Origin of the sequence: Bradyrhizobium sp. 31Argb (genome assembly GCF_043638955.1) — a bacterium.
GTDB lineage: Bacteria > Pseudomonadota > Alphaproteobacteria > Rhizobiales > Xanthobacteraceae > Bradyrhizobium.
Map to the genome: position 1 here is coordinate 1 of NZ_JBEGDB010000230.1, position 12,833 is coordinate 12,833.

13 protein-coding genes and 1 pseudogene are annotated in these 12,833 nt (G+C 64.3%); 8 read left to right on the forward strand and 6 right to left on the reverse strand.

Going from position 1 to position 12,833, the window contains the following annotated elements; genetic code table 11:
* Positions 1–186 precede the first annotated feature (186 nt).
* Together AAFX91_RS31295 and pdxH are read right to left on the reverse strand one after the other, a co-directional pair.
* Positions 187–939, reverse strand: a complete 753-nt coding sequence (locus tag AAFX91_RS31295; RefSeq protein ID WP_394569181.1) for an SDR family NAD(P)-dependent oxidoreductase — start codon at positions 937–939, stop codon at positions 187–189.
* A gap of 118 nt (positions 940–1,057) precedes the next feature.
* Positions 1,058–1,699, reverse strand: coding sequence for a pyridoxamine 5'-phosphate oxidase (pdxH, locus tag AAFX91_RS31300; RefSeq protein ID WP_394569182.1), 642 nt, complete (start codon positions 1,697–1,699; stop codon positions 1,058–1,060).
* Positions 1,700–1,822: 123 nt separating this feature from the next.
* Here pdxH and AAFX91_RS31305 point away from each other — a divergent pair, with 123 nt between their 5' ends.
* From AAFX91_RS31305 to AAFX91_RS31315, 3 genes and pseudogenes are all read left to right on the forward strand, one after another.
* Positions 1,823–2,227, forward strand: coding sequence for an RT0821/Lpp0805 family surface protein (locus AAFX91_RS31305; protein WP_130582383.1), 405 nt, complete (start codon positions 1,823–1,825; stop codon positions 2,225–2,227).
* A 107-nt stretch (positions 2,228–2,334) separates the two neighbouring features.
* Complete coding sequence (locus AAFX91_RS31310) at positions 2,335–3,303, forward strand: DnaJ C-terminal domain-containing protein (protein WP_394569183.1); 969 nt, start codon at positions 2,335–2,337, stop codon at positions 3,301–3,303.
* A gap of 509 nt (positions 3,304–3,812) precedes the next feature.
* A pseudogene (locus AAFX91_RS31315) lies at positions 3,813–4,345 on the forward strand (REP-associated tyrosine transposase).
* A gap of 145 nt (positions 4,346–4,490) precedes the next feature.
* Here AAFX91_RS31315 and AAFX91_RS31320 read toward each other — a convergent pair.
* Both AAFX91_RS31320 and AAFX91_RS31325 read right to left on the reverse strand, forming a co-directional pair.
* Positions 4,491–5,264, reverse strand: coding sequence for an anti-sigma factor (locus AAFX91_RS31320; protein WP_130582385.1), 774 nt, complete (start codon positions 5,262–5,264; stop codon positions 4,491–4,493).
* Positions 5,265–5,340: 76 nt separating this feature from the next.
* Entirely contained in the window at positions 5,341–5,832 is a 492-nt protein-coding gene (locus AAFX91_RS31325; protein WP_027578930.1) for a sigma-70 family RNA polymerase sigma factor, read from the reverse strand.
* A 213-nt stretch (positions 5,833–6,045) separates the two neighbouring features.
* Here AAFX91_RS31325 and fabI point away from each other — a divergent pair, with 213 nt between their 5' ends.
* From fabI to AAFX91_RS31345, 4 genes are all read left to right on the forward strand, one after another.
* Positions 6,046–6,864 carry an enoyl-ACP reductase FabI gene (gene fabI / locus AAFX91_RS31330; protein ID WP_394569184.1) on the forward strand — a complete coding sequence of 273 codons (819 nt, stop codon included), beginning with the start codon at positions 6,046–6,048 and terminating at the stop codon, positions 6,862–6,864.
* A gap of 10 nt (positions 6,865–6,874) precedes the next feature.
* Positions 6,875–7,474, forward strand: coding sequence for a histidine phosphatase family protein (locus AAFX91_RS31335; RefSeq protein ID WP_394569189.1), 600 nt, complete (start codon positions 6,875–6,877; stop codon positions 7,472–7,474).
* A 171-nt stretch (positions 7,475–7,645) separates the two neighbouring features.
* Positions 7,646–8,731 carry a chorismate synthase gene (gene aroC / locus AAFX91_RS31340; protein WP_394569185.1) on the forward strand — a complete coding sequence of 362 codons (1,086 nt, stop codon included), beginning with the start codon at positions 7,646–7,648 and terminating at the stop codon, positions 8,729–8,731.
* Between the two features lie 23 nt (positions 8,732–8,754).
* On the forward strand, positions 8,755–9,942 hold the full coding sequence (locus tag AAFX91_RS31345; protein WP_394569186.1) for an adenylate/guanylate cyclase domain-containing protein: 1,188 nt from the start codon (positions 8,755–8,757) through the stop codon (positions 9,940–9,942).
* A gap of 50 nt (positions 9,943–9,992) precedes the next feature.
* On the opposite strand, the gene clpS is transcribed toward AAFX91_RS31345, so the two are convergent.
* On the reverse strand, positions 9,993–10,298 hold the full coding sequence (gene clpS, locus AAFX91_RS31350; protein WP_130582388.1) for an ATP-dependent Clp protease adapter ClpS: 306 nt from the start codon (positions 10,296–10,298) through the stop codon (positions 9,993–9,995).
* A 266-nt stretch (positions 10,299–10,564) separates the two neighbouring features.
* On the opposite strand from clpS, the gene AAFX91_RS31355 reads away from it, so the two are divergent.
* Complete coding sequence (locus AAFX91_RS31355) at positions 10,565–11,416, forward strand: DUF1194 domain-containing protein (RefSeq protein ID WP_394569187.1); 852 nt, start codon at positions 10,565–10,567, stop codon at positions 11,414–11,416.
* 95 nt (positions 11,417–11,511) lie between these two features.
* On the opposite strand, the gene AAFX91_RS31360 is transcribed toward AAFX91_RS31355, so the two are convergent.
* Positions 11,512–12,606 carry an Acg family FMN-binding oxidoreductase gene (locus AAFX91_RS31360; RefSeq protein WP_394569188.1) on the reverse strand — a complete coding sequence of 365 codons (1,095 nt, stop codon included), beginning with the start codon at positions 12,604–12,606 and terminating at the stop codon, positions 11,512–11,514.
* Between the last annotated feature and the right edge of the window lie 227 nt (positions 12,607–12,833).

Below are 12,833 nucleotides of genomic sequence, written 5' to 3' on the forward strand. Positions count from 1 at the left end.
TCCTCCTTGCCGACCAGTTGACCTGTTACCCATGTCGCCGGTCTATTCTGTTACCCATGTAGCCGGTCAGGACCGCGTTCTTTCCTTCTCCCCTTGTGGGAGAAGGTGGCGCGAAGCGCCGGATGAGAGGTTGTCTCCACGGCGACGGTATGTCCGGAGAGAACCCTCACTCAGCGATCGCCAATCCTAGACGTGCTGGCCACCATTGATGTGGATTTCGGCGCCGTTCACGTAGGAACTGGTTTCCGTGCACAGGACATAGATGATCTTGGCGACTTCGTCGGGCGTGCCCAGGCGATGCATCGGGATCTGCTGCTCGACGATCTTCTCGGTGCCCGGCGACAGGATCGAGGTGTCGATCTCGCCCGGCGCGATCGAGTTGACACGGATGCCGACGCGCCCGAAATCGGACGCCATCTCGCGCGTCAGCGCCGCGAGCGCCGCTTTCGAGGTGGCATAGACCGCGCCCGCGAAAGGATGCACGCGGGAGCCCGCGATCGAAGTGACGTTCACCACGGCACCCCTGGCGGTCTTCAATTCGTTGATCAGCCCGCGCGCCAGCATGATCGGCGCGAAGAAGTTGACGCGGAAGACATGCAGCCAGGTGTCGATATCGGTGTCCATAGTACCGAGCCGCGTGCCGCCCGGCCCCTTGGGCGAGATCGCGGCATTGTTGACGAGCGCGTGCAGCTCGTCGTTCTCCAGCCGCCTGCGGATTTCTGAGATCGCGCGCACGGTGTCGTCATGGTCGCCGAAATCGACCTCGATGTGATCCTCAGGTCCGGCGCCCCAGGGGCAAACTTCCGGAAAGGCGTGCCGCGAGCAGGTGATGACGCGCCAGCCGGCCGAGGAGAAGCGGATCGCGGTAGCATGGCCGATGCCGCGGCTGGCGCCGGTCAGGAGTAGCGTGCGCCGCGGCGCGTTCGATGTGTTCGGCATTGGACGGCTCTCTCGTTCTTCGTCATGCCCGGCCTTGTGCCGGGCATCCACGTGTTCGGACTGGCTCGAAACTGAGACGTGGATGGCCGGGACAAGCCCGGCCATGACGGTCTGAGTTTTACGGATAAAGCCTTACTTTGGACCAGGCCTGGCTTGGGCCCTCGCGGCGGAATTCGATGCGGTCGTGCAGGCGGTAGGGACGGTCGTGCCAGAACTCGATGCTGACAGGCGTGATGCGCCAGCCGCTCCAGCCTTGCGGGCGCGGCACCTCGCCGATCACATATTTTGCGGCGACTTTCGCGATCGCCTGCTCGAAGGCGAAGCGGCTCTCCAATGGCTGCGACTGCTTGCTGGCCCAGGCGCCGAACTGCGCCTGCTTCGGGCGCGTCGCGAAATAGTCGTCGGCCTCGGCGTCGCTCACCGGCGACACGTTGCCGCGGATGCGCACCTGACGGCGCAACGATTTCCAGTGGAATAGTAAAGCGGCCTTAGGATTTGCGGCGAGTTCGCGGCCTTTGGCGCTGGCGACGTGGCTGTAGAACACGAAGCCGTCCGCGTCATAGCCTTTCATCAGTACCATCCGCACGTCCGGCAGCCCGTCGGGATCGACGGTTGCGAGCGCCATCGCGTTGGGATCGTTCGGCTCGGACTTGGCTGCTTCGGCAAACCATTCGGCGAACAGCGCAAATGGTTCTTCCGCGGCGGTAAAATCACCCGATGTTAACGGTGTAGGGTGTTTGATGGAGGTCGTGTCTGTCATGTCAGGAGTCCAGCGTTGCGTCCGTCGGCCTCAGAGCGCGCGTTACTCGCCCTATATAGGACGTCCTTATATAGGGCATGGGGACGCGTTGGCCTATCGGCGATCCGCCCGGCGGGGACGGTGATGACATTGGTTCTAATCGGCCTCGGGGCCGGCGGTTGCGCCCTGTCGCGCGGGGACAGTTTCGCCCGGCTGGACGACAAGGACTTGACGGGTGCGCTCGGCGCGACCCAGGTAAGGGCATCGGCGCCGACCGACAGCGACCTCGCCTTTGCCCGCAACGCCGCCTCTGACGTGCTGACCAAAGGCGACAAGGATTCCAGCCAGGCCTGGGAAAATCCCGAGACCGGCGCGCGCGGCTCGGTGACGCCGCTGTCCCAGGCTTACGCCGCTGAGGACGGACGGACCTGCCGCGATTTCCTGGCGAGCTACGTCAACGGCCGGACCGAAAGCTGGCTGCAGGGCGCCGGCTGCCGGACCGGACGTGGGCGGTGGGAGATCCATAATCTGAAACCTTGGCGATCCTGATCGCTGAAAAGCAGTTGCAAAAATGCCACTGCGTCCCCAAATGACACCGAAGTGGGCGACAAGCCCGAAAATTTCAGGTCTGATTTCCCGTGAAGGAGACGTGACGGATGCGCGACCCCTATGAGGTCCTGGGGGTGCCGCGGGGCGCCAGCGGTGCCGCGATCAAGAGCGCCTATCGCAAGCTCGCCAAGAAGCATCATCCCGACAGCAACAAGAACGATCCGAAGGCTGCCGAGCGTTTTGCCGAGATCAACTCGGCCAACGAAATCGTCGGCGACGAGGAGAAGCGCAAGCAATTTGACCGCGGCGAGATCGACGCCGAGGGCAAGCCGCGCTTCCAGGGCTTCCCCGGTGGAGGCTTTGGCGGTGGCGATGCGCGCGGTCATGCTGGTCCGGGCGGGTTCGAAACCTATACGTTCCGCAGCGGCGCCGGCGGCGGCACGGGCGGCGGCGCCGCGGGCTTCGAGGACATCCTCAACAGCATGTTCGGCGGCGGTGCGCGTGCGCGCAGCGGCGGCACCCAGTTTGAATTCGACACCGGTGGTGTCGGCCTCGACCTCGACCTCAGCGTCGCCATGACGGTGTCGCTGGAGGAGGCGGTGAAGGGCGCCGAGAAGCGCGTCCGCCTGCCGACCGGCAAGGAACTCAACGTCAAGATTCCCGCCGGCGTCAGCTCAGGCCAGCAGATCCGGCTGAAGGGGCAGGGCGAGACGGCGCCCGGCCATCGTCCCGGCGATCTCCTGATCACCGTGACGATCGCGCCGCATCCCTTCTTCAAGGTCGACGGCAACGATCTCAGGATCGAGCTGCCGATCACACTGTACGAGGCGGTGCTGGGCGGCAAGGTCCGCGTGCCGACGCTTGGCGGCGCGGTCGAATTGTCGATCCCCAAGAACACCTCAAGCGGGCGCACGTTTAGGCTGAAGGGCAAGGGCCTGCCGAAGTCGGGCGGCGCGGGCGACCTCTATGCCACCACCCGCATTATCCTGCCCGACGGGAACGATGCGGAGCTGGAAGCATTGATGCAGAAGTGGCGCGACCAACATCCTTACAATCCCCGCAGCGATCTTGGCTGAGGGTGCGGCCTCGAGAGGGGGACCAGCGCTATACCAAACCCCAATCGAGGCCGCGAGCGCCGATCGGCGGATCGAGCGCTGCGCGATAACGCGGGAACATCCGGTGCGATTCTGAGACGCGCCGATGTCCTTATTCCAGATTTTCGATGACGGAATTGGGACGTCGGGCGAGTGTGGCTATTGCATCACGAACGTCCGCGAAATGCGGGCGTTTTCGCAAAACCCGGTATCATCCGGTCTTTCGAATCCGTGTACGCGAACTACATAAGGTCGTGCGATGGCGCTTTGCGCTGTCGCAGCCCTCCTTGGGCGTTTCCTCCCTAGACTTGGGCCGCTTGCTGTCGCAGGTGGCCCTTTTTTCTCAGCCCCAGCACACGACCCCGTAGCCCGGAAGAAGCGAAGCGCAATCCGGGACCGTTCGATCAGCGCACGATCCGCTAAGTTGCCCCACGCGAACTCGCCCCGGGTTGCGCTACAAGAAGAGCGGTCGTTGGTGTAAGTACGTCATCATGGTCCGGTATCGGCGCAACTTCCTCCCTGGCGGGACCTTTTCTTCACCGTGACGCTGCATGATCGCAGCTCGTCTGCACTGGTGGACCATGCCTCGCTGTTGCGCGCGGCGTTCCGAAAGACCCGCAACGAGCGCCCCGTTTGTTCTCGATGCCGTGGTTGTTCTTCCCGATCACCTGCATGCCATCATGACCCTGCCTGAGGGGGACGCGGATTTCTCGGACCGATGGCGCCGAATCAAGTCAGCCTTCGCAGCGTCGCGGCCGCGGGCGTCCCGCTCTCACGTGACCACCGCGGCGAATACGCTCTTTGGCAGAAGCGCTTCTGGGAGCACACGATCCGCGACGAAAGCGATTTCGAGCGCTGCGCCGATTACATCCATTTCAATCCGGTCAAGCATCGGCTGGTCGGCTCACCAGTCGATTGGCCGTTCTCCTCGCTGCATCGCTATGTTCGCGCTGGAATATTGCCCCGGGACTGGAGCGGATCTGGTGAGGCGGATGGTGGGAACTTTGGAGAGCGAGCGGATTAACCTGCACGCAGCCCCTGTAGCCCGGGTGGAGCGCAGCGCAACCCGGGGCAGGTAGCGCAGCGCGCGACTCCGTTCCCAGGTTGGAGAGGCTATCCCCGGGTTACGCTGCGCTCCACCCGGGCTACAAGGGCGCTCCCGCTCCGAGCTACCCGCCGTTCTTTTCCATCTGGTCGTAGACGGCTTGCGCGATCTGGGTCAGGCGGTTGCGGTCGCTGCCGCCGCTGACGACATAGCCGACGCCGCGGTCGGCCCAGAACAGCGCGCCTTCATTCCCGTGCGTGGCGTAACGCATCTGCGTGGTCTCGGCCTGCGCCTTGGAGGCGTAGACCGTGAAGCGCTCGCCGGAGGCGCTCTCATACATCAGGAAGGAAGCCGGCCGCCCGGTCGGGCCGGGCAGCAGCCGGCCGCCAACCAGCTTCAATCCCGCCGCCGACATATCCGGCGCGCGCACGTCCCAGCCGCAGCGCTTGGTCAGCCAGGCCTGGAGATGGGCGCGCTCATCGCCGGGCACCTCGACCGGATGGCGGACCTCGACCACATAGAGCCGGTGCGCGTCCATCGCATCGAGCGTGAAGCTCTGCAGCGGCGAGGGCGTGGCTGCCGCGCCATGCGCGATCCAGCCGACGCCGCCGCCGGCGATGAACGCCAGCAGCGTCGCGGCAATGGCGCCATAGACCAGCTTGCGCGGCTGACGCACGAGCTGCTCGATCTCGAGCCGCTTCGGCACCGCTTCGTCGGCGACCGAATCGTAGCGCGCGTGCAGCACGTCGGCCATGGCGAGCCACGACCGCACCCGCTCGGCGTCATCAGGGTGCGCTGCCAGCCACGCCTCCACATCGCCGCGGCGCTCCGCCGGCAATTCGTTGTCGACATAGGCGTGCAGCTCGTCCTCGGTGACGGGAATCCTGGGGTTGGTCATCGCAGTCGTCTCTGTCTAATTCTCAAGAAAAGAAATCGCCTCAACCTGATGTCATGGCCATGCACAACGCCTGCCATCACTTCACCCGCCTCAGCGCCGTCGCCCGTTCGCCCTCGAGGAAGGCTTTAACGTGGGCGCGTGCGCGCGCAAGCCGGGACATCACGGTGCCGATCGGCACGCCCTGGATGTCGGCGACCTCGCGGTAACTCAATCCTTCCAGCATCACCAGAAGCAGCGCCGCGCGCTGCTCTTCCACCAGCGTCGCCAGCGCGCGGGCGATGTCGCGGCCTTCGGCTTCCGTGCCGCTGGCGTCCGGATTGTTGTCCAGCAGCGGCATGAATTGCGGCCGCCGCGCCAGCGAGCGCCGGCGGTTCTTGTTGAGGTTGGTCAGGATCGTATAGAGCCAGCTCCTGACGTCGCCGCCGAGGAACAGCCGCTCCGAGCGCAGCGCCCGCACCAAGGTGTCCTGCACCAGGTCGTCGGCGATATCGGCATCGCGCGCGAGCGCCCGCGCGTAGCGGCGCAGTGCCGGGATCATGGCTTCAACACTCTGCCGGAACGCGGTCATGACACCGGAATCTTCACCCTGCTTCGGCTCGGACGCCTACTCAACATAACACCTGAGTGACGTGGCTATTCCTTGTAGCGATTTGTAGCCCCGGGTTGCGTTTCGCTCCACCCGGGCTACAGGATCGGGCAAAATGGCCGTGAAGGGGGCTGTACCGCGGTGGAGCGCTGGTGTACCTCCGAATACCAAATCCAACGCGGGAGTGGACAGCGGATGGCACAGAAATCGGGTCTGATGCAGGGCAAGCGCGGCGTGATCCTTGGCGTCGCCAATAACCGCTCGATCGCCTGGGGGATCGCCAAAGCCTGCCACGACGCCGGCGCCGAGATTGCGCTCACCTGGCAGGGCGATGCGCTGAAGAAGCGGGTCGAGCCCTTGGCGAAGGAATTGAACGCGCTGCTGCTCGGCCATTGCGACGTCACTGACGCTGCGACCATCGACGCGGTGTTCGACGTCGTCAGGGAGAAGTGGGGCAAGATCGATTTCGTCGTGCATGCGATCGCCTTCTCCGACAAGGACCAGCTCGACGGCCGCTACATCGAGACCACGGCGGAGAATTTCTCCAAGTCCATGCTGATCAGTTGCTACTCGCTCACCGCGATCGCGCAGCGGGCCGAGAAGCTCATGACCGACGGCGGCTCGATCATCACGCTGACCTATTACGGCGCCGAGAAGTGGATGCCGCATTACAACGTGATGGGCGTGGCGAAGGCGGCGCTGGAAGCGAGCGTACGCTATCTGGCCGCCGATCTCGGCGAGAAGAACATCCGCGTCAACGCGATCTCGGCAGGTCCGATCAAGACGCTTGCGGCCTCCGGCATCGGCGATTTCCGCTACATTCTGAAGTGGAACGAGTACAACGCTCCAATGCGGCGCACGGTCACGATCGAGGAGGTCGGCGATAGCGCGCTCTATCTGTTGTCCGATCTCTCGCGCGGCGTCACCGGCGAGGTGCATCACGTCGATTCCGGCTATCACATTGTCGGCATGAAGCGTCCCGATGCGCCTGACATTTCGCTCGCCAAGGAATAGCTGCGCGTCGATAGCAATGCCAACAATCTACTACATCCGCCATGGCGAGACGGCATGGAACGCGGAAGGCCGGCTTCAGGGCACCCTGGATATTCCGCTGAACGATCGCGGGCGTGCGCAGGCGTCCCATGCCGGCCATGTGCTCGCCGACCTTCTCACGCGCGACGGGTATGACAGGGCAGCGCTGCCTTACGTCTCGAGTCCGCTCGGACGGGCGCGCCAGACTATGGAGCTGGCGCGCCGCGCGCTGGAATTGCCGCCCGGGGACTATTCGCTCGACGACCGGTTGCGCGAGATCGGCTACGGCGTCTGGGAAGGCTCGACGCTGGCGCAGATGCAACTCGCCGATCCCGAGCTCTACGCCAAGCGCCAGACCGCGAAGTGGACGATGGCGCCGGAGGGCGGCGAGACCTACGCCTTGGTCCAGCTTCGGGTGCGCGATTGGTACGACTCGCTCCTGGGCGACACCGTCACTGTGGCCCATGGCGGCACCTGCCGCGCCCTGATGGTGTCGCTCGGGATCGAAACCCCTGATAGCGCCGCGGACCTCTACATCGAGCAGGGCGCCGTCTATGTGTTTCGCGACGGCGGGCTGGTGAAGTATAGTTAAGGCGCTCGTAATTGAGCGGTCATTCCGGGGCGGTCCGCAGGACCGAACCCGGAATCTCGAGATTCCGGGTTCGATGCTTTGCATCGCCCCGGAATGACAGCCTGCCGCGTTTGACCGTGGTGTCCCCACGCGTTACGACAAGTCAGTATTGACTTACGAGTTAGGCGACGAATGTCCCATAACACCTTCGGCCATTTGTTCCGGGTCACGACCTTTGGCGAGAGCCACGGGGTCGCGATCGGCTGCGTGGTCGACGGCTGTCCGCCGCTGATCCCGCTGACGGTCGAGGACATCCAGCGCGATCTCGACCGCCGCCGCCCGGGGCAGTCCCGCTTCACCACCCAGCGCCAGGAGCCGGATGCGGTGAAGATCCTGTCCGGCGTGATGGCGCATCCGGAGACCGGCGTGCAGGTGACGACGGGCACGCCGATCGGGCTTCTGATCGAGAACACGGACCAGCGCTCGAAGGACTATTCCGAGATCAAGGACAAGTTCCGCCCCGGCCATGCCGACTTCACCTATGAGGCCAAATATGGCCTGCGCGATTATCGTGGTGGCGGCCGCTCCTCGGCGCGCGAGACCGCGACCCGCGTCGCCGCCGGCGCGATCGCGCGAAAGGTCCTGCCGGAGATCAAGGTCCGCGGCGCGCTGGTGCAGATGGGCCCCCACAAGATCGATCGCGACAAGTGGGACTGGGACGAGATTGGCCGCAACCCGTTCTTCTGCCCGGACAAGGACAAGGCGGCGTTCTTCGAAGACTATCTCGATGGCATCAGGAAGAAGGGCTCTTCGATCGGCGCGGTGATCGAGGTCGTGGCCGAGGGCGTGCCGCCCGGGCTCGGCGCGCCGATCTACGCCAAGCTCGATAGCGAGCTGGCGGCCGCGATGATGAGCATCAATGCGGTGAAGGGCGTCGAGATCGGCGCCGGGTTCGGCGCGGCCGAATTGTCGGGCGAGGAGAACGCCGACGAGATGCGCACCGGCAATAACGGCGTGCGTTTCCTGTCCAACAACGCCGGCGGCATCCTGGGCGGCATCTCCACCGGCCAGCCGGTGGTGGTACGTTTTGCGGTGAAGCCGACCTCCTCGATCCTGTCGCCGCGGCTGACCGTGGACCGCAGCGGCACCGACACCGATATCATGACCAAGGGCCGCCACGACCCCTGCGTCGGCATTCGCGCCGTGCCGGTGGGCGAGGCGATGATGGCCTGCGTGCTCGCCGATCATTTCCTGCGGCACCGGGGACAGGTTGGATAGAACCTGACAAGACAGAGGCCGTGATGCAGATCGACATCAGGGGGATCGCGGACTGGCTGATCGACGGCGCGAGGTCGACCCCTGTTGTCACCGACATGATCTCCGAACTGTGCGGGCGCCTGGTCGCGGCCGGCATCCCGCTGTGGCGGGTCGGATTCTTCATCCGGACGCTGCACCCCGAAATCTATGGGCGCAACTTCATCTGGAAGCCCGGCGAGGCCGTCGTCGTCGGCTCGGTTGACTACGACATCAAGCAAACGCCGGAGTTCATCGCAAGCCCACTTGCGATCGTCTTCGGCGAGGTCAGGGAGGTGCGGTGCCGAACCGACGATCCCGAAAGCCGGCGATTTCCCTTCCTCGACGACATGCGCGCGGAAGGCGTGACCGACTATGTGGCGATCCCGCTGCGATTCATCGACGGCCGCACGCACGCCTCGAGTTGGACCACCAAGCAGGCGGGCGGATTTACCGACGAGCAGCTCACCGCACTGCGATCGGTCCTGCCGGCGCTGACGCGTCTGATCGAGGTGATCGGCCTTCGCCGCGTCGCTGCGACCTTGCTCGACACTTATGTCGGCAACCGCGCGGGTGCGCGCATCCTCGATGGTCAGATCCGGCGCGGGCACGGCGAGACCATGCACGCGGCGATCTGGCTGTCGGACTTGCGCGGCTTCACTGCCTTATCGGATCGGCTTCCGGCCGAGACCGTCGTCGACATGCTCAACCGCTATTTCGACTGCCAGGTCGCCTCGATCCGCGCCCGTGATGGCGAGGTGCTGAAATATATGGGCGATGGATTGCTCGCGGTTTTCCCGATCGATGAGTATGTCGGGGATGCGCAACGGGTCTGTTCGCACGTGTTGGAAGCCGCGCAGGACATGCGGGCCAGCGTCGAGGCGCTGCGGTATCCGGTCGGCGACGTCGTCGAGCGCTTCCGTTTCGGCGTTGCGCTGCATGTCGGAACAATTCTCTATGGCAATATCGGCGGCGGCAACCGGCTCGACTTCACCTGCATTGGCCCTGCGGTGAATCTTGCCGCGCGACTGGAGAAGATCGCCGGCCGGCTCGGCCGCACCGTCGTGGCCTCCGAAGGCTTCGCCGGCATCTGCCGCGGCGGCTGGGATGATCTCGGCGAATTTCCGATCGCAGGCTTCTCAAAGGCCCAGCGCGTCTATGGCCTGGCGGGCGATGCGTCGCAAATTCATTCGTAGCCCGGGTTGCGCTGCGCTCCACCCGGGCTACGTCTGCGGCTGGCAGCAAGCTATTCCTCCGGCTCGGTCGTAAACAACAGCGGATAGCCCTTGGCGCGGCCGGCATCGGTGGCGCGTGTCGCCTTTGTCTCGGCGACGTCCTTGGTGAAGACCGCAACCACGCAGACGCCGCGCTGGTGTGCGGTGAGCATCACCTTAAAGGCCTGGTCCTCGGTCATGCGGAATTCCGCCTTCAGCACGGTGACGACGAATTCGCGCGGCGTGTAATCGTCGTTGATCAGGATAACCTTGTGCAGGCGCGGCCGTTCGACCTTGGTCTTGACCTTGGTTTTCGGGGTGGTGACGGTGTCGCTCATGGCGCGGCACTTCCTGCTGCTCTGCGAACAGAAAAGAATATCGCCTTCCCGGCAATCCCGGAACCGGCGGTTTTTGCACAGGCTCCTTGCAGGAGCGGGACGATCGCGGGCAAACGACAAAACCTCGCCAAAATCGGGGCAAGCACAAGGCCAAGCTTTAGATTTGGACGGAAGGCTAACCTGAATGTGAAGGACAAATGATGTTCGCCCTTTGCGCGGCGCAGTTTGCGTGTCACCATTGTTGACGTTCGACGGGAGGGCAGCTCATGCGCTGGTATGTCTCGATCGGGGTTGTGCTTGTCGCAGGCTGGCTTGTCGGCGGCGATGGGGCCGGCATCGCCGCGCCCGGGCCGGGCAACCAGGGCACCCGCCCGGTGGCGGAGAAGGACGCGAACCCCACCGTCGATGTCGAACTGATACTGGCCGTCGACGTCTCCTATTCCATGGACATGGACGAACTCGCGATCCAGCGCGAGGGCTACGCGCAGGCAATCGTATCGAAGGAATTCCTGCAGGCACTGAAGGCCGGTCCGAACGGCAAGATCTCGGTGACCTATTTCGAATGGGCCGCTTCCTCTGATCAGAAGATCATCATCCCCTGGCGGCTGATCGACGGCCCGGAAACCGCCGATGCCGTTGCCGCCGAGATCATGAAGACGCCGATCCGCCCGGCGTCGCGGACCTCGATCTCGGGTGCGATCAATTTCGCGGTGCCGCTGTTCGACGAAGATCCGTATCGCGGCCTCAGGCGCGTGATCGACATTTCCGGCGACGGCCCCAACAACAACGGCGCGCCGGTCTCGACCGCGCGCGACGCGGCGCTGGAGAAGGGCATCGTCATCAACGGCCTGCCGATCATGGTGAAGGAGCCGTCCTATTCCACCATGGATATCGACAATCTCGATCAATATTACGAGGACTGCGTGATCGGCGGTCCCGGCTCTTTCGTGGTGACGATCAAGGAGCGTGAAAAATTCAAGGAAGCGATCCGCACCAAGCTGCTGATGGAGGTCGCCGGCCGCACGCCGGAGCGCAAGATCGTGCCGGTGGCCGAAAAGGAGCCGCGCGTGAGCTGCATGATCGGGGAAAAGATCTGGCAGGATCGGTGGGGAAGGTAGGTTTTCTTCCGTAGGGTGGGCGAAGCGCAGCGTGCCCACCATCCACGTTCGGTGCAAGAACGGTGGGCACGCTGCGCTTTGCCCACCCTACGATTCTATGACGCCTCGCGCATCACCTGTTCGGGTGCACGGCGCAGCGAGTTCGGCAGGGCGGGGCCTGTGCCGAAGCGCATGATGATGTCCGGGCGCCGCTCGCCAAGCCCCATGACCGCAGCGAATTGCGAGCGGACCGCGGCCACCTCGACCGGTTGATTGACGAACGCATATTTCAGTCCGAGCGCGGTCGCCTGCAGTCCGAAACGCTGGCAGGCGCGGCCGACCGCGATCCAGTGAGCCTTGTCGCTGGCATCGGATGCAAGGACGACGACACCCGCTGAACTTACGATCTGCTCGCGGTACTTCTTGTTCTCTCCCTCTTCGGTCAGGAAGAAGCCGAGAAGCGGTCGGGCAATCCACGCGGGCAGCGCGGGATTTCCGGAGCAGCGCGAGAACAGTCCGTCCATCCTCGCCATGGCGTCGGCTTCGCTGAAGCGCAGCCAGCGTCGCAGTTCGTCCATGAATGCCTTGTCGCGCATCTGTGCCGAGTTGCCCTGAACGACGTAATCGGCGACGTCTGCGATCCCGGCCCGGTCGCTTATCATGATGGTCGAGACGCCGGGCTCCCGACATGCGCTCTCCAGCAGGCGCAGCGTCTCGGGTGAAACGGGCTTGCCGTCATAGATCGTGCGGCTGCTCTGGCGAACCGTGATCGCCTCGGCGAGCGGCGAGCGCGAGGAGGGGGCTGCTTCCAGATCGATCACGATCTCGTCGCCCTCGGCGACAGCATTCGCCTTGAGTCCAAGCATCGAGGCTGCCAGCACGAGGTTTTCCGCGGCGCATCCCAGGCTGACGAAGAGATGGTGGTCGTCCGGATCGACCACGGCGCATCTCCGCGTGAAGTCCGGCGCAATGACGATTCTGTCGGCAGCCGCGGTGAAGGTCCAGGGCTGCGTGTTGTGGCTGTTGGCTGCCAGGCTCGCAAAGCGCACGAGTTCTCGGTTTCGCGGCGTGGACCGCAACGGCGCTCTGACGATGCCGGCCGCCTCCTCATACGTCATTGCTGCTGCTCCTGCCTGCGACGACGGGCCTGTGATCGCCGCCGCGCCAAGCCCAAGCGCGGTTCCGAAGATCTGTCGTCTATCGATGAGCATCGACCCGCTTCCAACCAAATTTCGCACGGAAGCAGTTAGCGCAACCGGGAGCCGGGGCCGTTGACCGAGGTCAAGAGTTCGTTGTGCTACTACGCAAAGGAGCCCGCGGCATTTCTTCCCTTCTCCCCTTGGCGTGCATGCAATGCGCGTCGGATGAGCGACTATCTGGATTGTCAAGTTGCATTGGCGTAAGCGGCACGCGCCTCGCGTGCTTTGGCGTTGAGGCG